Source organism: Agrobacterium sp. YIC 4121 (assembly GCF_002008205.1).
GTDB lineage: Bacteria > Pseudomonadota > Alphaproteobacteria > Rhizobiales > Rhizobiaceae > Agrobacterium > Agrobacterium leguminum.
Genome location: NZ_MRDI01000003.1, coordinates 172,707 through 197,668, shown reverse-complemented (window position 1 = coordinate 197,668; position 24,962 = coordinate 172,707). Strand labels below are relative to the sequence as shown.

25 protein-coding genes and 2 pseudogenes are annotated in these 24,962 nt (G+C 60.8%); 7 read left to right on the top strand and 20 right to left on the bottom strand.

The window, feature by feature from the left end; all coding sequences use genetic code 11:
- Position 1 precedes the first annotated feature (1 nt).
- From BTE54_RS05180 to urtE, 9 genes are all read right to left on the bottom strand, one after another.
- The gene (locus BTE54_RS05180) at positions 2–646 is read right to left on the bottom strand and encodes a Urease operon accessory protein (protein WP_065655121.1); all 645 of its coding nucleotides are present in this window, start codon (positions 644–646) and stop codon (positions 2–4) included.
- A gap of 4 nt (positions 647–650) precedes the next feature.
- The gene (locus BTE54_RS05175) at positions 651–1,073 is read right to left on the bottom strand and encodes a lysozyme inhibitor LprI family protein (RefSeq protein WP_161987849.1); all 423 of its coding nucleotides are present in this window, start codon (positions 1,071–1,073) and stop codon (positions 651–653) included.
- A gap of 3 nt (positions 1,074–1,076) precedes the next feature.
- Positions 1,077–1,433 carry a GFA family protein gene (locus BTE54_RS05170; protein WP_065655122.1) on the bottom strand — a complete coding sequence of 119 codons (357 nt, stop codon included), beginning with the start codon at positions 1,431–1,433 and terminating at the stop codon, positions 1,077–1,079.
- Between the two features lies 1 nt (position 1,434).
- Positions 1,435–1,740, bottom strand: a complete 306-nt coding sequence (locus tag BTE54_RS05165; protein WP_020808767.1) for an urease subunit beta — start codon at positions 1,738–1,740, stop codon at positions 1,435–1,437.
- A gap of 18 nt (positions 1,741–1,758) precedes the next feature.
- Positions 1,759–2,016, bottom strand: a complete 258-nt coding sequence (locus BTE54_RS05160; protein ID WP_078051690.1) for a DUF1272 domain-containing protein — start codon at positions 2,014–2,016, stop codon at positions 1,759–1,761.
- Positions 2,017–2,026: 10 nt separating this feature from the next.
- Positions 2,027–2,329, bottom strand: coding sequence for an urease subunit gamma (locus BTE54_RS05155; protein WP_003520609.1), 303 nt, complete (start codon positions 2,327–2,329; stop codon positions 2,027–2,029).
- Positions 2,330–2,434: 105 nt separating this feature from the next.
- Positions 2,435–3,286, bottom strand: coding sequence for an urease accessory protein UreD (locus tag BTE54_RS05150; protein ID WP_198939075.1), 852 nt, complete (start codon positions 3,284–3,286; stop codon positions 2,435–2,437).
- A complete protein-coding gene (locus BTE54_RS05145; protein ID WP_078051689.1) occupies positions 3,193–4,446 on the bottom strand; it encodes a PHB depolymerase family esterase in 1,254 nt (417 codons plus the stop codon). Before BTE54_RS05145 ends, BTE54_RS05150 begins: the two co-directional genes overlap by 94 nt.
- Positions 4,447–4,701: 255 nt before the next feature.
- Positions 4,702–5,397, bottom strand: a complete 696-nt coding sequence (urtE, locus tag BTE54_RS05140; RefSeq protein WP_078051688.1) for an urea ABC transporter ATP-binding subunit UrtE — start codon at positions 5,395–5,397, stop codon at positions 4,702–4,704.
- Positions 5,398–5,400: 3 nt separating this feature from the next.
- Here urtE and BTE54_RS25485 point away from each other — a divergent pair.
- Positions 5,401–5,571 (top strand): annotated as a pseudogene (locus BTE54_RS25485) (propionyl-coenzyme A carboxylase alpha polypeptide); the annotation flags it as partial.
- Positions 5,572–5,593: 22 nt separating this feature from the next.
- Here the strand turns inward: BTE54_RS25485 and urtD are convergent.
- The 3 genes from urtD to urtB are packed head-to-tail and all read right to left on the bottom strand — an operon-like array spanning position 5,594 to position 9,148.
- On the bottom strand, positions 5,594–6,355 hold the full coding sequence (gene urtD, locus BTE54_RS05130) for an urea ABC transporter ATP-binding protein UrtD (RefSeq protein WP_078051687.1): 762 nt from the start codon (positions 6,353–6,355) through the stop codon (positions 5,594–5,596).
- A gap of 7 nt (positions 6,356–6,362) precedes the next feature.
- Positions 6,363–7,538 (bottom strand): urea ABC transporter permease subunit UrtC, encoded by a 1,176-nt coding sequence (gene urtC, locus BTE54_RS05125; RefSeq protein WP_078051686.1) that lies wholly within the window; start codon positions 7,536–7,538, stop codon positions 6,363–6,365.
- A complete protein-coding gene (urtB, locus tag BTE54_RS05120) occupies positions 7,535–9,148 on the bottom strand; it encodes an urea ABC transporter permease subunit UrtB (protein WP_078051685.1) in 1,614 nt (537 codons plus the stop codon). The genes urtC and urtB overlap by 4 nt, the downstream gene beginning before the upstream one ends.
- A 57-nt stretch (positions 9,149–9,205) precedes the next feature.
- On the opposite strand from urtB, the pseudogene BTE54_RS25480 reads away from it, so the two are divergent.
- A pseudogene (locus tag BTE54_RS25480) lies at positions 9,206–9,373 on the top strand (riboflavin biosynthesis protein RibD); the annotation flags it as partial.
- Positions 9,374–9,436: 63 nt separating this feature from the next.
- On the opposite strand, the gene urtA reads toward BTE54_RS25480, so the two are convergent.
- Together urtA and BTE54_RS05105 are read right to left on the bottom strand one after the other, a co-directional pair.
- Complete coding sequence (urtA, locus tag BTE54_RS05110; protein ID WP_035219970.1) at positions 9,437–10,726, bottom strand: urea ABC transporter substrate-binding protein; 1,290 nt, start codon at positions 10,724–10,726, stop codon at positions 9,437–9,439.
- A gap of 343 nt (positions 10,727–11,069) precedes the next feature.
- Entirely contained in the window at positions 11,070–11,276 is a 207-nt protein-coding gene (locus tag BTE54_RS05105; RefSeq protein WP_065656767.1) for a DUF2735 domain-containing protein, read from the bottom strand.
- Between the two features lie 480 nt (positions 11,277–11,756).
- Here BTE54_RS05105 and BTE54_RS05100 point away from each other — a divergent pair, with 480 nt between their 5' ends.
- From BTE54_RS05100 to BTE54_RS05080, 5 genes are all read left to right on the top strand, one after another.
- Positions 11,757–12,791, top strand: a complete 1,035-nt coding sequence (locus BTE54_RS05100) for a glutamine synthetase beta-grasp domain-containing protein (protein WP_065656766.1) — start codon at positions 11,757–11,759, stop codon at positions 12,789–12,791.
- A 154-nt stretch (positions 12,792–12,945) separates the two neighbouring features.
- Positions 12,946–13,716, top strand: a complete 771-nt coding sequence (locus BTE54_RS05095; RefSeq protein ID WP_078051683.1) for an SDR family oxidoreductase — start codon at positions 12,946–12,948, stop codon at positions 13,714–13,716.
- Positions 13,717–13,747: 31 nt separating this feature from the next.
- The gene (locus tag BTE54_RS05090; RefSeq protein WP_078051682.1) at positions 13,748–17,143 is read left to right on the top strand and encodes an ATP-binding protein; all 3,396 of its coding nucleotides are present in this window, start codon (positions 13,748–13,750) and stop codon (positions 17,141–17,143) included.
- A complete protein-coding gene (locus BTE54_RS05085; RefSeq protein WP_065656763.1) occupies positions 17,140–18,069 on the top strand; it encodes a response regulator in 930 nt (309 codons plus the stop codon). The genes BTE54_RS05090 and BTE54_RS05085 overlap by 4 nt, the downstream gene beginning before the upstream one ends.
- A 278-nt stretch (positions 18,070–18,347) precedes the next feature.
- Entirely contained in the window at positions 18,348–18,872 is a 525-nt protein-coding gene (locus BTE54_RS05080) for an AAA family ATPase (RefSeq protein ID WP_078051681.1), read from the top strand.
- A gap of 135 nt (positions 18,873–19,007) precedes the next feature.
- Here the strand turns inward: BTE54_RS05080 and BTE54_RS05075 are convergent, their stop codons facing one another.
- The 6 genes from BTE54_RS05075 to BTE54_RS05050 all read right to left on the bottom strand — a co-directional run bounded on the left by BTE54_RS05075 (position 19,008) and on the right by BTE54_RS05050 (position 24,692).
- Entirely contained in the window at positions 19,008–20,126 is a 1,119-nt protein-coding gene (locus BTE54_RS05075) for a branched-chain amino acid ABC transporter substrate-binding protein (RefSeq protein ID WP_004430064.1), read from the bottom strand.
- A gap of 119 nt (positions 20,127–20,245) precedes the next feature.
- Positions 20,246–20,599: a DUF6867 family protein gene (locus BTE54_RS05070; RefSeq protein ID WP_003522917.1), complete on the bottom strand. Its 354-nt coding sequence runs from the start codon at positions 20,597–20,599 to the stop codon at positions 20,246–20,248.
- A gap of 182 nt (positions 20,600–20,781) precedes the next feature.
- Positions 20,782–21,510, bottom strand: a complete 729-nt coding sequence (locus BTE54_RS05065) for an ABC transporter ATP-binding protein (RefSeq protein WP_003522918.1) — start codon at positions 21,508–21,510, stop codon at positions 20,782–20,784.
- Entirely contained in the window at positions 21,510–22,388 is an 879-nt protein-coding gene (locus BTE54_RS05060; protein ID WP_003522919.1) for an ABC transporter ATP-binding protein, read from the bottom strand. Before BTE54_RS05060 ends, BTE54_RS05065 begins: the two co-directional genes overlap by 1 nt.
- A complete protein-coding gene (gene livM, locus BTE54_RS05055) occupies positions 22,388–23,785 on the bottom strand; it encodes a high-affinity branched-chain amino acid ABC transporter permease LivM (protein WP_059754526.1) in 1,398 nt (465 codons plus the stop codon). The genes BTE54_RS05060 and livM overlap by 1 nt, the downstream gene beginning before the upstream one ends.
- 4 nt (positions 23,786–23,789) lie before the next feature.
- Complete coding sequence (locus tag BTE54_RS05050; RefSeq protein ID WP_004430050.1) at positions 23,790–24,692, bottom strand: branched-chain amino acid ABC transporter permease; 903 nt, start codon at positions 24,690–24,692, stop codon at positions 23,790–23,792.
- Positions 24,693–24,962 lie beyond the last annotated feature (270 nt).

Here is a 24,962-nt window from a genome sequence, read left to right as displayed (position 1 = left end):
CTCAGGCTCCTTCGGACGCGGAGAAAATCGATGTGGGAGAAATTCGTGTCAGCCGGCCCTCGCCCGCAAGGGCTTCGACCAGCTGTTGTTCGGCAGCAAAGGGATGGCCACTCCAGCCCTGATGGCCGAAACCGGCAATCGCCACCTCGTCGCCATCGTCGCTCACGCTCTCAAGAACATGGGCGATGGCAAAAAGACCGGTGCTGGGGCAGACATAGGGCCCGGGCGCATAGGCTTCGAGCGCGGCATCGAGCCTTTCATGCACACCGCGCGGAATGACGATATGACCCTTGCCGGTTTCCCGGGCGATGGCGGCAAAGCCTTCGGTGTAATCGGCGCAGAAATCGGTCAGTTCCGGCCAGCATGCGCGTATGTCCGGTTCCATTTCGGAAAATTTTGCGGGATCACGCACGGACCAGATGACGGCGGCCTGCCGCACACCGTCACTCTCGCGCCATTCGGTTCTCTCGGTCATCTCGAGACCCGGCCGCCCGGTGTTACACACAGCCACAACATCGGTGCGCGTGCCGCCCAGCCCCAGCGACCGGCAATCGTTGAAGCGGATGACGATGTCCGAACGGTCGATGAGCCGGGCTGCGCCCGGCGGCAGCTCCCCATTTCCGACGATCGTGATGCGCCGCCCCATGCGTTCAGAAACCTTCCGACAACTGACGCAATTCTTCCGCCCGCTTGCCGCTCATCTCGGCGAGGCAGGAGGAAATCAGCATCGGTTCCATCGAGCCGCCGCGGGCCTGAAAGCCTGAAAGCGCGCAATTGGCGTCACGAAACGCTACCCAGGCACGCTGGGCGGTCACCAGCGCGTCGGTCGCACCCTTACCGTCTGCATCCGCCGTCTTGTCGCGCTCGGTGAGCAGCTTGCGCAGCTTCTGATATTCGACGTTCAACTGCTTGTCGGCCTTTTCGTAATCCTTGCCGGCGCAGATGGTCATGTCCGCCTGCGTCTGCGGGGCCTTGCAATCCGGCTCGCCCTGTGCGGCGGCCGGCATGGACAGGCCGGCGGTCGCGCAGAGAAGCACGGTCGCCAGAAGGACGTTTTTTCGGCTCATCTCCATCGCTCAGGCCGCCGCGCCATCGAAAGCCTGCGGCTTTAGCGCCCGGGGATCGACACCATCGAGACAATTGGCGTTTACCGCCACCATCGGCGTTCCATCCGGACCATCGGCATAAGCAAAGCTCTCGATGCCGCAGGTGGAGCAGAAAAGATGATGGATCTTGTGTTTGTTGAAGAGATATTCCGCCAGCTTGTCCTCGCCGGAAAGCAGCGTGAATCTCTCACGCGGCGCGAAGGCCAGTGTGGAACCCAGGCGCTTGCAGCGCGAACAATTGCAGATGATGGTATGATCGAGATCGGCGTCGACCTCAAAGCTCACATCGCCGCACTGGCAGCTTCCATGATAATGCGCCGTCGCCATTTCATAACCTCCCCATGACCTGTTGACGGAAACCGTAAACCTCGCGCTTGCCGGAAAGCGGCACCAGCGTCACTTCCCGCTTCTGGCCGGGTTCGAAACGAACCGCCGTGCCGGCGGGAATATCAAGGCGCATGCCGCGCGCCTTGTCGCGGTCAAAGAGAAGACCCGCATTGGTCTCGAAGAAATGATAGTGGCTGCCCACCTGCACCGGCCGGTCGCCCGAATTGGCGACTTCGATGGTCACGGTCGGCTGGCCGGCATTGAGTTCGATGCTGCCCTCTGCGGCAATGATTTCGCCGGGTTTCATGGTATTTCCCCTTTTGTCTCAAGCAACTTTGGCCGCCGTGCAGCCTTCGGCCTTCAGGACCCGCCGTGTCGACGCGGGATTATTGACGAGTTTCGCCGCCGGGCGAACGGGCCTGCGAACCAGCTCACCGCCGCAATTCGGGCAGGCGCCGTGAAGCACATCGGTCACGCAATCGACGCAGAAGGTGCATTCGAACGAGCAGATCATCGCATCCCGGCTGTCGGGAGCAAGATCGCGGTCGCAGCATTCGCAATTGGGCCGAAGCTCCAGCGCCATATTCGCCACCTCACCGTATCGGTTCGTGAACGGTCACCAGCTTGGTGCCATCGGGAAACGTCGCTTCCACCTGCACATCGTGGATCATCTCGGCAATGCCATCCATCACCTGATCACGGGAAATGACATGCGCGCCCGCTTCCATAAGCTCCGCCACGGCACGGCCGTCGCGGGCGCCCTCGACCACGAAATCGGTAATCAGCGCAATCGCTTCGGGATAGTTCAGCTTCACGCCGCGTTCCAGCCGGCGGCGCGCCACCATGGCGGCCATGGAAATCAGCAGCTTGTCTTTTTCTCTTGGGCTAAGGTTCATCGTGGTCCCGCAGCTTGGAACCTGTTCCGCAAGCATGGTTGCGGCAAGCAGATCCGACATGTTGACAGACCCCGAAGGCCGCCGGTTGCCGACGATCCGAAGGGTTTACAGATTCCAGACTTTCGGCACTGGCGCGCCGTTTCGCAAGAGCGAAATGATCGGAAAAAGCAATTTTCTCAAGGAGAAACCATCGGCGGCAGAGACGCGAACGACAAGCTTGCCCTGCCATTCGCTGGCGCCGCCGCTTTCCCCGGCAATAGCCCGGATTTTAGGCAGAAGCGCCTCGGAGAGAGGCCCGATATAAAGCAGCGTCGCAAAGGCGACCTGACCGGCCAGAACCGCCGGTTTCGCGGTCAGGGCCGCCACCTCGCCTTCCAGCAGAAGCTCTTCGGCATGCACCAGCTTGCCGCCGTGGCGAATGCGCCAGCGGTCGCGGAAAAGACCATGCGCCATCGCCTCGCCCATGGCCTGGCGACCGAGCAGCACGGCTTCGACGGCGATGAATTCGGAAGACTGGTCGAGATCGGCTTCCAGTCGGCGGGTCAGCGAGGCGCGGTCGAAAAGGATTGTTTCCTGCGGCAGCCAGTGCAATCTGGCGCCCGGCCCGGCGGAAACCCGGGCGGTAACGGTGGCTGTGCCGGAGGATGCCTTGTAGACCTTCTCGCAGGCCTGCGTGGTCACGACCAGCGAGGTGCCGGCGCCGGCAACCGCCTGCCATTCAAGTTCGTCTCCGCCGGTCAGGCCGCCGGAGGAATTGATGAGAATGGCTTCGGCTTCGTTCGAAAAGGTTTCCGGCAGGCGGATTTTGGCGCAGCCTTCCTGGAACAGTTCCTCCAGCCGGCTGCGCCCTTCAACCGCTTTGGTTACAATGCGTCCTCTGCCACGGGCGCGCTGCTGCCGGACAGGTTGAGCGTCTTGGCGACCGGAAGGGCCGATGGCTTGCTGTTCTGGCTGCACGCGGTCTCCGAAGCGGTTGCGGAAGCGGATGAGGCCTTTGCGCCGCAATCCTTCTTGACGACGGCATCCACGACCAGCTGCCCTTCCGTATTGCGGAAGAAATCCCACATTCTTTCCGCCGCATCAACCGTGCGCGTCACTTCGCCTGTGGGCATCTTGCGCTCCACGGCCGGTTCCGCCTTCGGCGTCTGTTCGCCACCCGGTTTGCGGGTAACGACGGCGCTTGCGGCCAGCACTTCCGCCTTCATGGTGGCGCGCGGCCAGGCGTGGTCCCAGTCGTTGATGACATAGGACTGAATGCGTGCGCCGGCCTTGCAGACATCATAGGAATTGACGGTGAAACTTTCGCCCACCTTGCTTTTGGCGGCGCCCTTGCAGCCGTCCATCTCGGCCCAGCGCTTCAGCGCCGTCTCGCCGCCATATTGCCAATAGGACTTGCCGCCGCCCTGATAGGGGTTGGCGGGATCCTTCAAGCCGGCAAAGGCGATGATCGACATCGGCCGCGCCGGCGTGCAGCTTGCCGCATCCGGTCCCCATTTGCCGTCGGTCTCCAGCGGATAACCCGCGCGCAGCGAGGCGACGAAACCGGCAGCGGTGAAATCCGCGCTGCCATTGCAGATGAATTGCGAGAGCATGCGCCCGCCACCGGAATAACCGGAACCGTAAAAACGCTCCTCATCCACGCAGAACTTGCCCTTCACCATGGTGATGGCATCGCGGATGAAACCGACCTCGTCCAGCCCGCCCGGACGCTTGGTAACACCGGGAACATTCCAGGCATGGGTGCCGGGCAATTCGCCATTCAGGCTGCCGGCCAGCGCCACCACCACCAGACCGTCACGTTCGGCCAGCTTGTCCCAGCCGCTGCGGTTCAGCTGGCCATGCGGATTGCTGTTGGAGCCATGGAAATCGAACACCACGGGCAGCGGCTTTTTTCCGTCATAGGCCGAGGGAACAAAATAGACTCCGTCGCGTTTTTCACCGTTGGAAAGAATGGAAAAATCATGCCTGCCCGGCTCCATGCCGTGTCCGGGCAACTGACCGCAGGTCGATGCCGACGCTGCGACACCGGCGCTCGCGCACATCGCAAGACCCAGAAAAAGGGTGCGGGCGGAGCGGAACAGCCGGGCGGCCCGGCCAATGGCAAAGTCTTGATTCATTGACACGCCTTTATTGGGCACGGTTTTCCCGACGATACGTCGGACGTGCGGGGAATGTAAGGGATCAACTGTCGCAGCGTGCGAATAGACTTTTCCTGTGTCTCGCATGCAGCATTTTCGCTGCCAATATCACAGGCTTTTATTCAATGAAATGCTAAAATTGCGCATGAAAGCCATGTCGAGACGCATAGGCTTTCAAAATATTAATCGGCCGTTTGCACGCCGTGATCGGCGTGCGGCATTTTTAGTCTCGATTTATACTGTCAGGTGACGCCGCGCTTCCGGCGTATCCAGCGTTTCGGCCAGCCCCTGATGCACGATTTCACCGCGGTCCATGATATAGACGTAATCGGCAAGCTCGCGGCAGAAATCCAGATATTGCTCGACCAGCAGGATCGCCATGCCGGTGGAATCGCGCAGATATTTGATCGCCCGGCCGATATCCTTGATGATCGACGGCTGAATACCCTCGGTCGGCTCGTCGAGAACGAGGATTTTCGGCCGCGTCACCAGCGCCCGGCCGATGGCGAGCTGCTGCTGCTGGCCGCCGGAGAGATCGCCGCCGCGCCTTCCCAGCATGGATTGCAGCACCGGAAACAGGCTGAAAATATCGTCGGGAATGAACCGTTCCTTACGCGGCAGCGGCGCATAGCCGCTTTCGAGATTCTCCTGCACGCTGAGCAGCGGAAAAATCTCGCGCCCCTGCGGCACGTAGCCGACGCCGCGCTTGGCCCGGTGGTAAGGCGCCAGCCCATCAAGCGCCGTCCCTTCAAAGCTGATCGTCCCGGCGCTGATGGCGTGCTGGCCGGTAACGGCCCGCAGCAGCGAGCTTTTGCCCACCCCGTTGCGGCCGAGGACGCAGGTGATCTTGCCCATCTCCGCCGTCAGCGAAACGCCGCGGAGCGCTTGGGCTGCGCCGTAATGGAGGTTGATGTTTTCGACGTTCAGCATGATGAAACTCCATTGGCGGTATAGTGGGCGGCGTTACCCCCCTCTGCCCTGCCGGGCATCTCCCCCTCAAGGGGAGAGATCAGATGCCGCACCCGCCCGTTCCATGGGCAGAGTTTTCGCCGCTTGCCGATCTCCCCCCTTGAGGGGGAGATGCCCGGCAGGGCAGAGGGGGGTATGGCGAACGCAAACAACACCATCACCGCCCCAGATAATTCTCAATCACCTTCGGATCGTTCGACACGAAATCAATCGACCCTTCAGCCAGCACCGAGCCTTCGGCAAGGCACGTCACCTTCACCCCCAGTTCGCGGATGAAACCCATGTCGTGTTCCACCACCACCACCGAACGGGTCTTGGCGATTTCCTTCAAAAGCACGGCGGTTTCGGCCGTTTCCGCATCCGTCATGCCGGCCACCGGCTCATCCACCAGCAGCAGCTTCGGCTCCTGCGCCAAGAGCATGCCGATTTCCAGCCATTGTTTCTGGCCGTGCGAGAGGTTGGCGGCGAGATCGCCGCGGCGGTGACCGAGGCGCACGGTGGCGAGGATTTCCTCGATGCGGGCTTTGTCTTGCTCCGTCAGCCGGTAAAACAGCGTCGCGAACACGCCGCGCTTGCGGTTGAGCGCCAGTTCCAGATTGTCCCAGACGGTATGGCTTTCAAACACCGTTGGTTTCTGGAACTTCCGGCCGATGCCGAGCTGGGCGATATCCGCCTCGTCCTTTTTGGTGAGGTCGATGCTGTCTTCGAACAGCACCGTGCCCGTATCCGGCCTTGTCTTGCCGGTGATGATATCCATCATCGTCGTCTTGCCAGCCCCATTCGGGCCGATAATGGCGCGCAGCTCACCGGGTTCCACCACGAAGGAGAGGGAATTGAGCGCCCTGAAACCATCGAAGGACACCGAGACGCCGTCAAGATAAAGCAGGCTTTTGGTTCTGTTTTCGGAAATCGTGTTCATGTCCGCCTCACTCCGCCGCCTGTTGCGCCACTGTCGAGCCGCTGTCATTGCCCGGCTGGGCGTCGGCTGCCGCAAGCGCGACCCGCTTTTCGCGCCGCCGGGCCAGATAGTGTTGCAGCGTGCCGACGATGCCCTTGGGGAAGAACAGCGTCACCGCGATGAACAGCCCACCCAGCGCAAACAGCCAGAATTCCGGGAAAGCGCCGGTGAAATAGCTTTTCCCGCCGTTGACCAGCAGCGCCCCGATGATCGGCCCGATCAGCGTGCCGCGCCCGCCCACCGCCGTCCACACCACCACTTCGATGGAGTTGGCGGGCGAAAATTCGCCGGGATTGATGATGCCCACCTGCGGTACGAACAGCGCCCCGGCAATGCCCGCCATCATGGCCGACACGACAAAGGTGAAAAGCTTGATGTTTTCCACCCGGAAACCGAGGAAGCGTACCCGGCTTTCGGCATCGCGCACGCCCACCAGCACCTTGCCGAATTTGGAATTGACGATGCCGGAGGCGATCAGCAGCGAGATCGCCAGCATCACCGCCGTCATGGCAAAGAGCACGGCGCGCGTGCCATCCGCCTGCACGGAAAAGCCGAGAATATCCTTGAAATCGGTGAGCCCATTATTGCCGCCGAAACCCATGTCGTTGCGGAAGAAGGCAAGCAGCAGCGCATAGGTCATGGCCTGGGTGATGATGGAGAGATAAACGCCGTTGACGCGCGAGCGGAAGGCGAACCAGCCGAACACGAAGGCCAGCAGCCCCGGCACGATAAGCACCATCAGCGCCGCAAACCAGAACATGTCGAAGCCTTGCCAGAACCACGGCAGTTCCTTCCAGTTGAGGAACACCATGAAATCGGGCAGCACCGGATGGCCGTAAACCCCGCGCGTGCCGATCTGCCGCATCAGATACATGCCCATGGCATAACCGCCGAGCGCGAAGAAGGCGGCATGGCCGAGCGAGAGAATGCCGCAATAGCCCCAGACGAGATCGAGCGCGAGCGCGAGCAGCGCATAGGCCAGATATTTGCCGAGCATCGACATGATATAGGTCGGAATGCGGAACGCGCTGTCGGCCGGCAGCAGCAGGTTGGAGGCTGGCACCAGCACGGCGATGGCCAGAATGATGCCGATGGCGATGGAAATGCGGCGGTCGAGCGCGCGCAGGAGGAAGCCGGTAATCATGCTTCGATCGCCCTTCCCTTGAGTGCGAAGAGACCGCGCGGCCGCTTCTGGATGAACAGGATGATGAGAACGAGCACGAGGATCTTGCCAAGTACGGCGCCCACCGTCGGCTCAAGGAACTTGTTGAGCACGCCGAGAGACAGGGCGCCAACCAGCGTTCCCCAGAGATTGCCGACACCGCCGAACACCACCACCATGAAACTGTCGATGATGTAGCTCTGGCCGAGATTGGGCGAGACATTGTCGATCTGCGACAGCGCCACACCGGCAAGACCGGCAACGCCCGAACCAAGCGCGAAGGTAAAGGCATCCACCCACGGCGTACGGATGCCCATGGAAGAGGCCATGCGGCGGTTCTGCGTCACGGCGCGCATCTGCAACCCGAAGGCGGAGCGCTTCAGGAGAACCAGCAGCGCGAAGAATACCGACAGCGAGAAGCAGACGATCCACACCCGGTTCCAGGTGAAATTGAGATAACCGACGCTGAAGGAGCCGGACATCCAGCTCGGGCTGCCGACTTCCCGATTGGTGGGGCCGAAGATGGAGCGCACGCCCTGTTGCAGGATGAGCGAGATGCCCCAGGTGGCAAGAAGCGTTTCGAGCGGCCGCCCGTAAAGGAAACGAATGACGCCGCGCTCCATCACGAGGCCGACAAAGGCCGTCACCAGAAAGGCAGCGGGCAGAGCGATGGCGAGCGACCAGTCGAACAGGCCGGGGAAATGCGTGCGGATCACCTCCTGCACCATGAAGGTGGAATAGGCGCCGATCATCACCATCTCGCCATGCGCCATGTTGATGATGCCCATGACGCCGAAGGTGATGGCAAGGCCGATGGCGGCGAGCAAAAGCACGGAACCGAGCGACAGGCCGTACCAGACATTCTGCGCATAGTCCCAGAAGGCAAGGGAGCTTTCGATGCTCGATATGGCGCTGTCGATATCCGGTTTCAGGCTCTGATCCACCGACGATGAGGCCGCCATCAGAATGCCGATGGCATCGCGCCCGCCAAGGCTCTTGATGGTGGCGATTGCCTCTTTTTTCTGTTCGATTGACCGTTCGGAGGAGAGCAGCGAGACAGCCCGCGCCTCCTCCATCCGGGTCCGCACCTCAGTATCGGCCTCCTTGGCGATGGCCGCTTCCAGCAATTCGAGATTTTCGGCGCTCGGCGCTTTCAGAACGGCGTCTGCCGCGGAAATCCGCACGGATTTTTCCGGGCTGAGCAGGGTCAGGCCGCCAAGAGCGGCGCGGATGACGCGGCGCAGATTATTGTTGACCTTGATCTTGCTGACGGCCGCCTTCGGCGCTTCACCCGCACTTTCGCCCGTCAGCGGGTCGATCAGCGTAAAATTGGAACCTGCCGGCTTCGTCATGAAAACCAGATTGTCGGCCTTGCGCACGTAAAGATCGCCCGCCGCAAAAGCCTCGAGCGCCGGCACGACACGCGCATCGCCCGTGGCGGCAATCTGCCCGATCAGCACTTCGGCCTGCTTGAAATCCGCCGTGCCGAGCTGGTCGATCAGCGCCTTCGGCTCGCTTTGCGCGAAGGATTGGGCTGCGATCCCCAGGGTGAGCCAGAGGAAGATGGCTCCGAGAAAAGATCGGATCGTCATGTCGGGTTCCTTGGGCGTTTTACGACAGGGCGTTTGAATTTGGCGCGACCTGAATATGCGGCTTCACCCCCCTCTGCCCTGCCGGGCATCTCCCCCTCAAGGGGGGAGATCGGCAAGATGCTTTCCCGCCATTTCCATTCTCGAACTCTGAGATGGGCGGGCCCTCGCCGCAGGTCGATCTCCCCCCTTGAGGGGGAGATGCCCGGCAGGGCAGAGGGGGGTAATTCTTGTTCAGTTTCCAATGAGAAAACCGCCCCCAACAACCGGGGCGGCAACCGCTTCCGCTAATCAGCTACCCTTGCCGCCGCACTTCCCACTGGCCACATTGAAGTTGCCGCAGGACATCGGCTTCCTCCAGTCCGAGATCAGATCCTTCGAATCCGGCAGATAATCCGACCACTCGTCACCCACGACCTGCGGCGTCTGCTGCACGATTTCAAACTGGCCGTCGGCCTGGATTTCGCCGATCAGCACCGGCTTGGTGATGTGGTGGTTCGGCATGACGGTGGAGTAGCCGCCCGAAAGGTTCGGCACGGAAACGCCGATAATCGAGTCGAGAACCTTGTCCGTATCCGTCGTGCCGGCGGATTCCACAGCCTTTACCCAGGCGTTGAAGCCGATATAGGCGGCTTCCATCGGGTCATTGGTCACGCGCTTGTCGTTCTTGGTAAAGGCATGCCAGGTCTTGATGAATTCGGCATTGACCGGCGCATCCACGGACTGGAAATAGTTCCAGGCGGCAAGGTGGCCGACCAGCGGTGCGGTATCGAGACCGGCCAGTTCTTCTTCACCGACCGAGAAGGCGACGACGGGAATGTCTTCAGCCTTGATGCCCTGGTTCGCCAGTTCCTTGTAGAAAGGCACGTTGGCGTCGCCGTTGATGGTGGAGACCACGGCGGTCTTCTTGCCGGCCGAACCGAATTTCTTGATGTCGGACACGATCGTCTGCCAGTCGGAATGACCGAACGGCGTGTAGTTGATCATGATGTCCTCTTCCTTGACGCCCTTCGACATCAGGTAGGCCTTCAGGATCTTGTTGGTGGTCTGCGGATAGACATAGTCCGTGCCGGCCAGAACCCAGCGCTCGACGCCTTCTGTATTGGCAAGGTAGTCTACGGCCGGAATGGCCTGCTGGTTGGGTGCTGCACCCGTGTAGAAGATGTTGCGCGAGGATTCTTCACCCTCGTACTGAACCGGATAGAACAGGATCGAGTTCAGTTCCTCGAAAACAGGCAGAACGGATTTGCGCGAGGAGGATGTCCAGCAGCCGAAAACGGCGGCGACCTTGTCCTGCGAAATCAGCTGACGAGCCTTTTCGGCGAACAGCGGCCAGTCGGAGGCCGGATCGACCACCACGGCTTCAAGTTTCTTGCCGAGCACGCCGCCCTTCTTGTTCTGCTCGTCGATGAGCATCAGCATGGCGTCCTTCAGCGTCGTTTCTGAAATGGCCATGGTGCCGGACAGCGAATGCAGCACGCCGACCTTGATGGTGTCGTCAGCGGCAAAAGCGCCATGGAAGGCGGTGGTGGACAGGATCGCGCCAAGCAGCGCGGCACTGAGCGTCTTGCGGAATATCATTGGAAGAACCCCTCTCCTTGTTTGGCCTCTCGTGGAGGCTCAGCGGCATCTGCGGCCGCTGCTGGGAGGGACTATCGATCTCGTGAGAGCGAAACCGTATACGTCAATTGACGTAGGCGGGGTGGCGAAAGATGCACGAGGGGGTGCTAGATTAGCGTCCCGCGCGGAACTGCCTATGTGGAGGGAAACGTCTCCGCTGGTTTCTTCTCCCCGAGGGGGAGAAGTCCGCGGCAGCGGGATGAGGGGGCAAGGTTAAAGGTATTCGGTGAGCTAGCCCCCTCATCCGACCCTTCGGGCCACCTTCTCCCCGGCGGGGAGAAGAAATGCACGGCACGGTCTCACATCAGGAATGCGGCTTGTCGTTCCGCTCTTCGTCGCGGATCGCCTCGTCGTGGTACCACGAGCCGAAATCCACATGCGGCTCGCGCGCCTCGCGCTCGAGGTCACTCAGCCCGCTGTTGCGGAATTTGGACACGCCCGCGCGCCCGCCAATCGGGAATTGATAGATCGTTGCCGTCTCACGATGAAAGCCAGTCGCCATTTCGGTCATCTCACTCTGTTTGCATCGAAGCACTTTATGTATGGAGCAAACCCTTAGAGCCCAGATTCGCTCCGTTTGACTAAAAAAAAATCACCTTGCGAAAAATATAGGCATTATTCGTCTCATCTACAAGAAAAACCATTCCGAAAGCGCCGGTTTTTGGGGCAAATGCCAATCCCTCGCGCGCAACCGAAATCATTGCACCGCAGCAGGGCATCTCACCGGCAGACGCCGGCTATCTATCAGGATTCAATGATGAAACATGAGGGGTGAATTTGCCTTCCGCAGTGCAATAGAACCATCCGCCCGCGATATCCGGGCTCCTGGGCGACAGCGCCCCTGAAAGATTTTTCGAAAAAATCGCCCGATATCGCCAATCTGGCACGCGGCATGCATCTAAGGGGTCAGCCCTTGAACGCGAATGCGCTTCGGTGGCCAAAGCCACGGGAGGCCTCAAGGCTTCGCATTGTTACCTATGAGAGGTTCGTAATGACTAAGTTCAAACTCGAGTACATCTGGCTGGACGGATACAAGCCGGTCCCCAACCTGCGCGGCAAGACCCAGATCAAGGAATTCGACGAATTCCCCACACTCGAGCAGCTGCCGCTTTGGGGCTTTGATGGCTCGTCCACGCAGCAGGCCGAAGGCCACTCGTCGGATTGCGTGCTGAAGCCCGTCGCGATCTATCCCGACCCGGCCCGCTCCAATGGTGCACTCGTCATGTGCGAAGTCATGATGCCCGATGGCGTCACCCCGCATCCGTCGAACAGCCGCGCAACCATCCTCGACGACGAAGATGCATGGTTCGGCTTCGAGCAGGAATACTTCTTCTACCAGGACGGCCGCCCGCTCGGCTTCCCGGAACAGGGTTACCCGGCTCCGCAGGGTCCTTATTACACCGGCGTCGGCTTCAAGAATGTCGGTTCGGTTGCCCGCGAAATCGTTGAAGAGCACCTCGATCTCTGCCTCGAAGCCGGCATCAACCACGAAGGCATCAATGCCGAAGTGGCCAAGGGCCAGTGGGAATTCCAGGTATTCGGCAAGGGCTCCAAGCGCGCCGCCGACCAGATCTGGATCGCCCGTTACCTGCTGCTGCGTCTTTGCGAACAGTACGGCATCGACGTCGAATTCCATTGCAAGCCGCTCGGCGACACCGACTGGAACGGTTCGGGCATGCATTGCAACTTCTCCACCAAGTTCATGCGCGAAGTTGGCGGCAAGGAATATTTCGAAGCCCTCATGGCCGCTTTCGCCAAGAACTGGAAAGAGCACATCGACGTTTACGGTCCGGACAACCACCTGCGCCTGACCGGCAAGCACGAAACCGCTCCGTGGAACAAGTTCTCCTACGGCGTTGCTGACCGTGGTGCTTCGATCCGCGTTCCGCATTCCTTCGTCAACAACGGTTACAAGGGTTACCTCGAAGACCGTCGTCCGAACTCGCAGGGCTGCCCTTACCAGATCGCTTCCGTCGTTCTGAAGACGATCGCAGAAGTGCCGCTCGCAAAGTCGGCTGCTGCCTGATATCGAACTGATGGCGTCGCCCGAACCGGGCGACGCCATTTTTCTGTCCACCGAACAGCCGGGCCGGACGGGCGACCTTTCGCTCTCTTCCCCACGCGGCATATTCTTCCTTCGCGAACTCCAAGTTTCGGCACGTCAAGCAAGAAGGTGAGCGATGGGCATTCTCCAGAAATTCTCTCTCGAAAACCGCACCGCCGTCATCACCGGCAGCGGCCGCGGCCTTGGCTTCGAAATCGCCAGCGCCTTTGCCGAAGCGGGCGCCCATGTGTGGCTGACCGGCCGCAATGCCGAAACGCTGGAACAGGCGGTCGACACGTTGCGCAATGCCGGCGCCAAGGCCGATTACGCCGCCTTCGATATTGCCGATACGGCAGCCGGCAGCGCCCTTGTTCGCCATATCATGGACGAGTTCGGCCACCTCGATATCCTCGTCAACAATGTCGGCGCGCGCGACCGCCGCCCGCTTGCTGAATTCAGCGACGAGGACGTGCTGGAACTGATCCGCACCGATCTCACCTCCTCCATCTCTCTGTCGCGGGATGCCGCGGAGGCCATGAACACCAATGGTTACGGCCGCATCATCACCATCACCTCGATTCTCGGCCATATCGTCCGGCCGGGGGATGCCATCTATCCCGTCGCCAAACAGGGGCTGACCGGCCTGATGCGGGCGATTGCCGTGGAATATGGCGCACGCGGCATCACCAGCAACGCCATCGCACCTGGCATGTTCGCCACCGAAACCAATGCCGCCCTTGCCGAAAATCCTGAGATGGTGGCCTTCGCCAAACTGCGGGTGCCGCTGCAGCGCTGGGGCCGGCCGGATGAGATTGCCGGTGCTGCCCTGTTTCTGGCGAGCGACGCAGCCTCCTTCGTCAACGGCCATGTGCTGACGGTGGATGGCGGCATGTCGGTGCGGCTGTGAGAGGCCCGTTGCGGAAAGGCGCTCAATAGGTATGGCGGCACGGCAACGCATCATCCCCGTCAGGCGCGAATATAACCGCTGGGTCGCCAACCAGACGCTGGAAGATTATGCGCTGCGTTTTACCGCCAAGAGCGCCCGGCAATTTTCCTCCAACCGCATTTCCCACACCGCCATCGGCGCGATTTCCTTTCTGGCGCTGGAAGCCATCGGCGGCGCCATCACGCTCTCCTACGGCACCACCAACGCCTTTTACGCCATTCTCGTCGCCGCCATCGCCATGCTGGCCGTCGGCCTGCCGATCAGCCGTTACGCCATCCGCCACGGCGTCGATATCGATCTGCTGACACGCGGCGCAAGCTTCGGTTATATCGGCTCCACCATCACCTCGCTGATTTATGCCGCCTTCACCTTCATGCTCTTCGCCATCGAGGCGTCGATCATGTCCGGCGCGCTGGAACTGGCGCTCGGCATTCCGCTGTGGATCGGCTACATCGTCTCGGCCGTCATGGTCATTCCGCTCGTCACCCATGGCGTGCGGCTCATCAGCCGTTTCCAGATCATCACCCAGCCCTTCTGGATCGTGCTGAACATCCTGCCCTTCGTGTTCATCGCTTTGATGGACTGGGAAAAATACGATCTGTGGCGGGCCTTTGCCGGCATCCACCACGCCTCCGGCCCGCCCGGCACGGTAGCGGATTTCAACCTCGTGGAATTCGGCGCGGCTTCCGCCGTCATTCTGGCGCTGATGTCGCAGATCGGTGAACAGGTGGACTTCCTGCGCTTCCTGCCGGCCGAGGGGCAAAGCCGCCTGCGCCACCGCATTGCAGTTTTCCTGGCGGGCTCGGGCTGGGTCGTGGTTGGCGTGCCGAAGCTGCTCGCTGGCTCCTTCCTCGTGGTGCTCACCTTCAGTTCCGGCGTCTCGGTGGATCGCGCCGCCGATCCGGCGCAGATGTATCTCACCGCCTTCGGTTACATGATCCCCAACGAGACGGCCGCCATGCTGCTGATGGTCGCCTTCGTGGTTGTCTCGCAGCTGAAGATCAACGTCATGAACGCCTATGCGGGTTCGCTCGCCTGGTCGAACTTCTTCTCGCGGCTCACCCACAGCCACCCCGGCCGCGTCGTCTGGCTGGTCTTCAACGTGGCGATCGCGCTGCTTCTAATGGAACTCGGCATTTACCGGCTGCTGGAAGAAACGCTCGGCATCTTTTCGATCATCGCCATGGCGTGGCTCTGCACCATCTCGGCCGATCTTTTCATCAACAAGCCGCTTGGCCTTGCCCCGCCCGGCATCGAATTCAAGCGTGCCCATCTTTACGATATCAACCCCGTCGGCGTCGGCTCCATGGCGCTTTCGGCGACCATTGCGCTGATGGCGCATTTCGGCGCCTTCGGGCCGCTCGCCGCATCGCTCGCGCCCTATCTCACACTGATCGTAGCCTTCATCGCCTCGCCGCTGATTGCCTGGGGCACGAAGGGCAAATTTTATCTCGCCCGCAAGCCGCGCCAGAAGTGGCGTGAGGAAAGCAGCATCACCTGCTCGATCTGCGAACACCCTTTCGAGCCGGAAGACATGGCCTGGTGTCCCGCCTATGCCGCGCCGATCTGTTCGCTCTGCTGCTCGCTTGACAGCCGCTGCCATGATATGTGCAAGCCGAAGGCGAAGCTGAACTATCAGGTCGCCACCGTCGCGAAATCATTCCTGCCGGATCAGCTGGTGGCCAAACTCGCCACCCGGCTCGGACGCTACGGCATGGCCGCGGCGATTGCCGTCACCGCCATTGGCGGCATATTGGCGATGATCGCCCATCAGGTCGGCACCGCCTCGCCGGAAACGGCCGATGTGGTGAACCGCACCATCCTCATCGTATTTTTTGTCTTCGCCGTCATTGCCGGCATCGTCTGCTGGTTCCTCGTGCTTGCCCATGACAGCCGGGTGGTGGCGGAAGAAGAATCCTCGCGCCAGAACACATTGCTGCTCAAGGAAATCGCCGCCCACAAAAAGACTGACGCCGCCCTTCAGGACGCCAAGGAAACGGCCGAGGCCGCCAACCGCGCCAAGAGCCGGTATGTGGTGGGCCTCAGCCATGAATTGCGCACGCCGCTCAATGCGGTTCTTGGTTATGCCCAGATTCTCGAGCGCGACGACACCATCCCCCCGCCCCGGCAATCGGCAATCAAGGTCATCCGCCGCTCGGCCGATCACCTGTCCGGCCTGATCGACGGGCTTCTCGATATTTCCAAGATCGAAGCCGGCCGTCTGCAGGTCTATTCCAACGAGATCAATATTCAGGATTTCCTCGACCAGATCGTCGACATGTTCCGCCCGCAGGCGCAGGCCAAGGGGCTGGAGTTCCGCCACGACCGCTCCCGCGCCCTGCCGCAATATGTCCGCACCGATGAAAAGCGGCTGCGGCAGATCCTCGTCAACCTCATCTCCAACGCCATCAAATTCACCGATGAGGGCGCCGTCACCTTCGATGTTGGTTACCGCAGCCAGGTGGCCAGCTTCACCGTCTCCGATACCGGCCGCGGCATTGCCGAAAAAGACCTCGCCCGCATCTACGAGCCCTTCCAGCGCGGCGAGGCAGACAGCGTGCGCCCCATGCCGGGCCTCGGCCTCGGCCTGACCATCACAAGGCTTCTGACCAATACGCTCGGCGGCGAAATTTCCGTTTCCAGTGCAAAGGATGAAGGCTCCACTTTCCGCGTGCGCCTCATGCTGTCTGCCGTGCACCGGCCAAGCACGGCGCCGGCGGCGGAAAAGACCATCCGCTCCTATTCCGGGCCGCGCCGCACCATCGTCGTGGTCGATGACAATGAGGATCATCGCGAGCTGATGCGGCAGGTGCTGGTGCCGCTCGATTTCGTGGTGCTGACCGCCCAGAGCGGGCCGGAATGCCTGACGCTTATCGAAGGCGTGAAGCCCGACCTTTTCCTCATCGATATTTCCATGCCCGGCATGACCGGCTGGCAGCTTGTGACGAAACTGCGTGAAGCCGGGCAGACCGCCCCGCTCATCATGCTCTCGGCCAATATCGGCGACGGGGCAGTGGCGGGTGCCGGAGAAGACAACCACAATGACGCCATCGCCAAGCCCGTCGATATCCGTCATCTCTGCGACAGGCTTGCCGTGCATCTCGGCCTGAAATGGATTTACGAGGCGGATATGCCGCCCCCGCCATCGCCGCCGCCCGTGGCGCAGATCGTCCATCCCGGCGCAATTCACATTCAGGATTTGCAGCGGCTCGGCGAAATAGGCTACATACGCGGCATCGAGGCGAAACTCGCCGATCTTGCCCGCAACACGGAAAACCTGCCCTTCACGCAGGAGCTCGGCACCTATGTGCAGGCCTTCGATCTGGCCGGTTACGCGCATTTTCTCAAACGGTTTACGGATAGCGACACGGGAGACGGCAAGGCATGAGCGGTCAGGCGGCGGCAGCCCCGAGAGACATCGTATTGCTGGTGGATGACAGCCCGGAAGCACTGGGGTTCCTCACCGATGCGCTGGAACAATCAGGCTTTTCCGCCCTCATCGCCACCTCCGGCCAGGCCGCGCTCAACATTGCCGAACGCATCACGCCCGATATCATCCTGCTCGACGCCGTCATGCCGGCCATGGACGGTTTCGAGACCTGCCGCCGCCTGAAGGCCAATGCGGCGGTGGCGCAGGTGCCCGTCATCTTCATGACCGGGCTGACGGAGACCGAACATGTGGTGCGGGCGCTCGAATCCGGCGGCGTCGATTATCTGACCAAGCCGATCAATATAGACGAGCTGCGCGCCCGCATCCGCGTGCACCTTTCCAATGCCCGCTCGGCGCAAAGCGCCCGCGTCGCGCTCGATGCCGCTGGCCGCCACCTGCTCGCCGTGCGCGCCAATGGCGCCATCCACTGGTCGACGCCGCAAGCGACGCGCCTCGTCAACGCCGCCACCGGCCGCGACGACGGCATGGAGATCGTCACCAGCCATATCGGCCGCTGGCTCGCAGAACGGGCGGCGGCGGAAACCGGCCGCGACGTGCCGCTGACGATCACAGAGGCCGGGCGGCCCGCCCTGCAGCTGTCCTTCCTCGGCGCCATGGGGCCGGATGAATTCCTTTTCCGCCTCACCGCCGCCAATGAGAAATCCGGCGACCACCTGCTGCGCGAGCATTTTTCCCTCACCGCCCGGGAATCGGAAGTGCTGCTGTGGATCGCGAAGGGCAAATCCAATCGCGATATCGGCGATATCCTTGGCCTTTCCGCGAGAACCGTGAACAAGCATCTGGAGCAGATCTATGTGAAGCTCGGGGTGGAAAACCGGGCATCGGCGGCCGTGAAGGCGGCGCATATTCTGCATCAGGGGTGACGACAACGCTGAGTGTGGTAAGGTTCGGCCAACATATATTTTCCGCTTGAGCGCAGCGTCCGCTCATTGGTCGAACGGCGGCCCCTTGTTTCTTCTCCCCGAGGGGGAGAAGTCCGCGGCAGCGGGATGAGGGGGCTAGCTCTCCGAAATCCGGCAACGTTTCCCCCTCATCCGACCCTTCGGGCCACCTTCTCCCCCTCGGGGAGAAGAAACAAGCGGCAACGCCTCAACCCATTCCATCAAACATACCCCGCATCCCCAACAAGGAGGACGTTCCCATGGACCGTTTCATCATCCTTTCCGGCTGCTCCGGCGGCGGAAAATCCACGCTTCTCGCCGAGCTTGCCCGGCGCGGTTTCGCCACCGTGGAAGAGCCCGGCCGCCGCATCGTCATCGAAGAAACCCGCAATGGCGGCACGGCCCTGCCGTGGATCGACATCGAAGCCTTTGCCCGCCGCGCCATCGCCATGGCGCTCGAAGACCGGCAAAAAGCCCCGCCCGAAGGCCCGGTCTTCTTCGATCGCGGCCTGATCGACGCCGCCTCCGCGCTTCGCCATATAAATGGCGATGCCTTCATCGAGACGCTGCGGGCTGCACACCGCTATAATCGTCTGGTCTTCCTCACCCCGCCATGGCCGGAAATCTACAGGGGCGACAGCGAGCGCAAGCATGGCTTCGACGTGGCGATTGAGGAATATGAGCGTTTGCTCCGCGACTATGACGAGCTTGGTTACGATATTTCCGTGCTTCCGAAATCCGGCATAGAGGAACGCGCGGACTTTATTCTGACGCGGATCGACTGAAGCGCCCTGGCAGGAGAATGGGCTTCAGCGGTTTTCGAGCAATTGCGAGACGGTAACAAACTCAAACCCGCGTCGAGACCGCAAACAAAAAGCCCGGCATCGCTGCCGGGCTTCGATAGGGTGTCGCAGAAGGGCTTAGCTGCCCTGCTGGATGTAGGTGAACTTGCCGTCCGGACCCTTCTTCCATTCGTACATGACGTAGCCGGGAAGCTTCGGGTCGCCCTTCTCGTCGAAGGAGATGTCGCCGAGCGCGGTCGGGAAGGTGCCGGACTTCAGGGCCTCGGCAACCTTTTCCGGCTCCACGGAACCGGCGGCCTTCGCCGCACCGGCAATCGCCTGCATCGCGGCATAGGAGTAGAGCGTGTAGGCTTCCGGGTTGAAACCGGCGGCCTTGAACTTCTCTACCAGTTCCTTGTTTTCCGGGCGCAGTGTCGGATCCGGGCCGAAGGTGTTGAGCGTGCCTTCGACGGCGTCGCCGGCGATGGAAGCAAGTTCGTTCGAGACGATACCGTCGCCCGAAACGAGCTTGGCCTTCAGGCCCTGGTCAGCCGCCTGGCGGATGATGAGGCCGGCTTCGGTGTGCAGGCCGCCCCAGTAAATGATGGAAACGCCGGCTTCCTTCATCTTGGAGATCAGCGCGGAGAAGTCCTTGTCGCCGACGTTGACGCCTTCATACATGACTTCCGTCACGCCGGCGGCATTGGCAGCCTTCTTGGTTTCATCGGCAAGGCCCTGACCGTAAGGCGTCTTGTCGTGAATGATGGCGACCTTGGCGTCCTTGAAATGATCGGCCAGGTACTTGCCGGCAATGCCGCCCTGCTGGTCGTCACGGCCGCAGGTACGGAACGTGTTCCAAAGGCCGCGCTCGGTAAAGACCGGGTTGGTTGCGGCGGGTGTGATTTCGAGAATGCCGTTTTCGGCGTAAACTTCAGAAGCCGGAATGGAAACGCCGGAGTTGAAGTGACCGACAACGAATTTCACGCCGTCAGCGACGAACTTGTTGGCAACCGAAATACCCTGCTTGGGGTCGGATACGTCGTCGCCCAGCACGATCTTGATCTGCTCGCCATTGATACCGCCGGCGGCATTGATGTCTTTCGCGGCCTGTTCGGCACCCTTCTGGATCTGAGCGCCGAAAGCAGCGTTCGGGCCGGTCAGCGGTGCGCCGACAGCGATCACGACATCGGCCCAGGCCGAACCGCCAAACGCGACCATGGCGGTCAGCGCAACAGCGGAAAGAAGAGACTTCTTCATTACTTTACTCCCAGTTCCTTTGGATGGGTTGATTGCAAGGACCTGTTCAGTACCCACCTTCACTGAACAGGAAACTGTTCCACTCTGACGAGCATTGTGCAGCCGGAAAAATCCGCCTGTCAATCTTTCTTCTTGTAGGAAAATGCCGATGTCCGGTCGTAAAGCCAATAGTAGTTATTGACCATCTGGCTCGTCCGGCGCGTGCGGAAACCGACGCTGGAAAAAACCAGAAGAAGAACGACGTCAAACACGTAATAGAAGCCGTTGATGAACGGCCCGTTGAACAGCGCGTGATGCAGAAACCGCATCACCACACCCAGAGCGAGCGTATAGATAACCACCCGCGTATAACCGCCCCAGCCATCGGCCACGGACTTGCCCGTGCGCCATGCCGTCCAGAAACCCAGAAGAACAACCAGCGCGCGCAGAACATACCGCACGCCGTTATCCGTTTCGAAAAAAAGGCCCTGCATCTCTTTCCCCATCAGTGCCGGGCTGAAATGCCCTGACCCTGCCTTGTCTGTCGTCCCGTCGTTTTCCCGCCGGGCATTTTATTGTTTGCACCCCGCCATGGTTCCTTAAGGTTTGGCCGAAAGGACGACAGGCCGCCGTTTGCAGTCTTGCGCCGCAAAATTTCCGGCGCAAGTAAAATCTTTCAGTGCCGTCCGCCTTCGAGATAGGCGGCGCGCACCTGCGGATCGGCGAGCAGTTCCCTGCCCGAACCGCTCATCGTCACCTTGCCGTTGACCATCACATAAGCGCGGTCGGAAAGCTTGAGCGCGGCAAAGGCGTTCTGCTCCACGAGGAAGACGGTCAGCCCCTCTTCCTGGTTGAGTTTCTTGATCGCCTCGAAAATGCCCTTTACGATCAAGGGTGCGAGACCGAGCGACGGCTCGTCCAGCAGCAGGAGCTTCGGCCGTGCCATCAGCGCGCGGCCGATGGAGAGCATCTGCTGCTCACCGCCGGAAAGCGTGCCGCCGCGCTGGCTCTGGCGCTCCTTCAGGCGCGGGAACATCACGAAGATCTTCTCGACGTCTTCCTTGAAATATTTCAGGTTATCGAGATTGGCGCCCATCTGCAGGTTTTCCAGCACCGTCATGCGCGGGAAAATCCGGCGGCCTTCGGGCGACTGGGCAATGCGCTTGCGGGCGATCAGATGGGTCGGCAGATGGGTAATATCCTCGCCGTCGAAGATCACCTGACCGGCACGCGCCTGCGGGCTGCCGCAGATGGTCATCATCAGCGTTGACTTGCCGGCGCCGTTGGCGCCGATCAGACTGACGATCTCACCCTTTTTGACCTCGACATCGACACCGGCCAGAGCCCGGATATTGCCATAATAGGTTTCGACACCCTGGACTTTCAGAAGCGGTTCACCGGACATCAGGCCGCTCCTCCGTCGAGTTCTTCCGCAATCACGTCTTCCACTTCATCATCCTCGACACCCAGATAGGCGGCGATGACCTTCGGGTCGTTCTTCACATGGTCCGGCGTGCCGTCGGAAATCTTCTGGCCATATTCCAGAACCACCACATGGTCGGAAATCTGCATCACCACGGACATGTCGTGCTCGATGAGGAGCAGCGACGTGCCCTCGTCGCGAATGCCGCGCAGGAGCGCGTTGAGCGCCAGCGATTCCTTCGGGTTGAGGCCGGCGGCCGGCTCGTCGAGGCACAGAAGCTCCGGCCCCGTGCACATGGCGCGGGCGATTTCCAGACGGCGCTGCGCGCCATAGGGAAGGTCGCCGGCCGGGTCGTCGGCGCGGTCGATAAGATCGGCCTTTTCCAGCCAGTATTTGGCCTTTTCGATAGAGGCATCCACCGCCCGCCGGTAAGCGGGCAAGCCGAGAAGACCGAGGATCGTGTAACCCGAGGCCTTCATCAGCGCATTGTGCTGCGCCACCAGCAGGTTTTCCAGAACCGTCAACCCCGAAAACAGGCGGATGTTCTGGAAGGTGCGCGCCACCTTGGCCTTCTTGGTGATTTCGAAATCCGGCAGGCGCTCGAGAAGATGCGCCTCGCCGCTTTGCTGGCGCATGGTGATCATGCCCATGGTCGGCTTGTAGAAGCCGGTGATGCAGTTGAAGACCGTGGTCTTTCCCGCACCGTTGGGGCCGATCAGCGCCGTGATCTCGCCGCGCTTCGCCTCGAAGGAGAAGTCGTTGATGGCCATCAGGCCGCCGAAGCGCATCGAGAGATGTTCGACCTTGAGGATCGTATCGCCAGTCGTATTGGGTGTCATTGTTGCCGTTCCGGAAGCCATCAACCGTGACCTTCCTTGGTAAAGCTGCCGGAGACGGCCTTGCGTTCCTTAAGGAAGGCCGTGGGTTCACGCGAGCCGACGAAGCCGCGCGGCTTGAACAGCATGACGATGACCATGGCAAGGCCGAAGAGCAGCATACGGTAAAGTTCAGGCGTGAAGTCGGGCCCGAAGACATGCTTCAGGAACTCCATTTCACGCAGGAGCTCGGTGCCGCCGACCATGACCAGCGCCGCAATGGCGATACCCGTCAGCGAGCCCATGCCGCCGAGAACGACGATGGCGAGAATGACGGCGGATTCGAGAAACACGAAGCTTTCCGGCGAAACGAAACCCTGACGCGCGGCGAAGAAGGAACCGGCGAAACCGCCAAACATCGCGCCCGTCGCAAAGGCGGTGAGCTTGGTGATGACGGTATCGATGCCGAGCGAACGGCAGGCGATCTCGTCCTCGCGCAGCGCTTCCCAGGCACGGCCGATTGGCATGCGGCGCAGGCGGATGGTCACATAGGCCGTCAGCATGCAAAGCAGCAGGATCACGTAGAACAGGAAGATCTTGTAATAGGCCGACGACATCGACAGGCCAAAGGCCTTGGCGAAATTGTTCGACGCGCCGACATCGAAGGACCAGATGCCGAAGACGGACGCCTTGGCGATGCCCGAAATACCGAAGGTGCCCTTGGTCACATCCGTCCAGTTCAAAAGCACGAGGCGGATGATTTCACCGAAGGCGAGCGTCACGATTGCCAGATAGTCGCCGCGAAGACGAAGCACCGGGAAACCGAGGATGATGCCCCAGAAGCCCGCGAGAATGCCGGCGACCGGCAGGAGCACCCAGAAGGACAGGCCGAAATGGCTGGAGAGCAGCGCATAGGAATAGGCGCCGACCGCATAAAAGGCCACGTAACCGAGATCGAGCAGGCCGGCCAGCCCGACGACGATGTTGAGGCCCCAGGCCAGCATCACATAGATCAGGATCTGGATGCCGAAATTGTCGACGAATTTCAGCGAACCCTGAAAGCCGAACAATTGCACGGCGATAACGGGATAAAGCAGCAGCAGGACCAGCGCCAGCTTCAGGAAGTGCTTGTGGAAAAAGCCCTTCTCTTCGGAAATCTCCAGCACGCCGCTCTTGGCCTTGGCCAGCTTGCGACGATCGAGCGACGGCTTGATGAAGCCGACGACGAGGAAACGGCCGACAGCGGCAATGCCGACGAAGACCGCCAGAAGCCCCCAGCGGGTACCCCAGATAAGCTGGTTGTTGATATCCTGATAGGTGACGATGCCCACATAAAGAATGAACATGCCGAACGAGATGAGGCCCGCAATCAGGCCCTCCTTCACAGCCGCCGCCATCAGGCTCGGGCTGGAAGCAGCATTGTCGGAAGCGATATTGGTCATGGGATCACACCTTCTCGACTTCCGGACGACCGAGAATGCCGGTCGGCTTGAAGATCAGCACGAAAGCCAGGATGCCGAATGCCGCGACATCCTTGTAGGCGATGGAGAAATAGGCCGACCACAGCGATTCGATGAGGCCGATCAGCAGACCGCCGAGAACAGCGCCCGGAAGCGAGCCGATGCCGCCGAGAACGGCCGCCGTAAACGCCTTGACGCCGGGAATGAAGCCATCGCTGAAGGAGGCAACGCCGTAATACATGAGATACATGGTGCCCGCGACAGCGGCGAGTGCTGCACCCATGATGAAGGTGATGGAGATCGTCTTGTCGACATCGACGCCAAGCAGTGCCGCCATCTTGCGGTCCTGTTCGGTGGCGCGCTGCGCCCGGCCGAGCGGGGTCTTGTTGACGATATACCAGAAGGCGAAGAGCAGCACCGAGGTAACGACCATGATGATGAGCTGCTTCAGCGACACGGTAATGGCGCCGAAATGATAGCTTTCCGTCACCATCGACGGGATCGGCTTGTTGCGCGGACCCTGCGTCACCTGGATGAAGTTGGACAGCGCGATCGACATGCCGATGGCCGTGATCAGCGGTGCAAGACGGAAGGAGCCTCTGAGCGGGCGATAGGCGACGCGTTCGATCACCCAGTTCCACAGGCCGGTCATCAGCATGGCGACGACCATCATCAGAAGCAGAAGAAGCGCCACCGGAATGCCGGCGACAAAGGATGTCACGATCAGGAAAACGATCAGCGCGGCAAAGCCGCCGAGCATGAAAATATCGCCGTGCGCGAAGTTGATCATGCCGATGATGCCGTAAACCATCGTATAGCCGATAGCGATGAGGCCGTAGATCGATCCAAGAGTCAGCCCGTTGATGAGCTGCTGGATAAAATACTCCATGTCTTTCCCCCGGGCACGACCTCGAATGGGCCACGCCTCGTTATGTTAATTATAGGGGCGCCCTTGCAGGCAGACCCCCACCCTCAAAATGCATATCGTGTTCGTTAAAAATGTGAAGTCAAAAACGGGCTATCCTGCACAAAATTTGGAATTTCCACATGGACTGCCGCTTTCCCGGTCAAAAGAGCCATGATTTTGGCAGGAAGTGCTGAAAAAATGACGGCCGGATGCTTATTTCAGCATTGTCCGACGCCATTATTTGACGGGCAG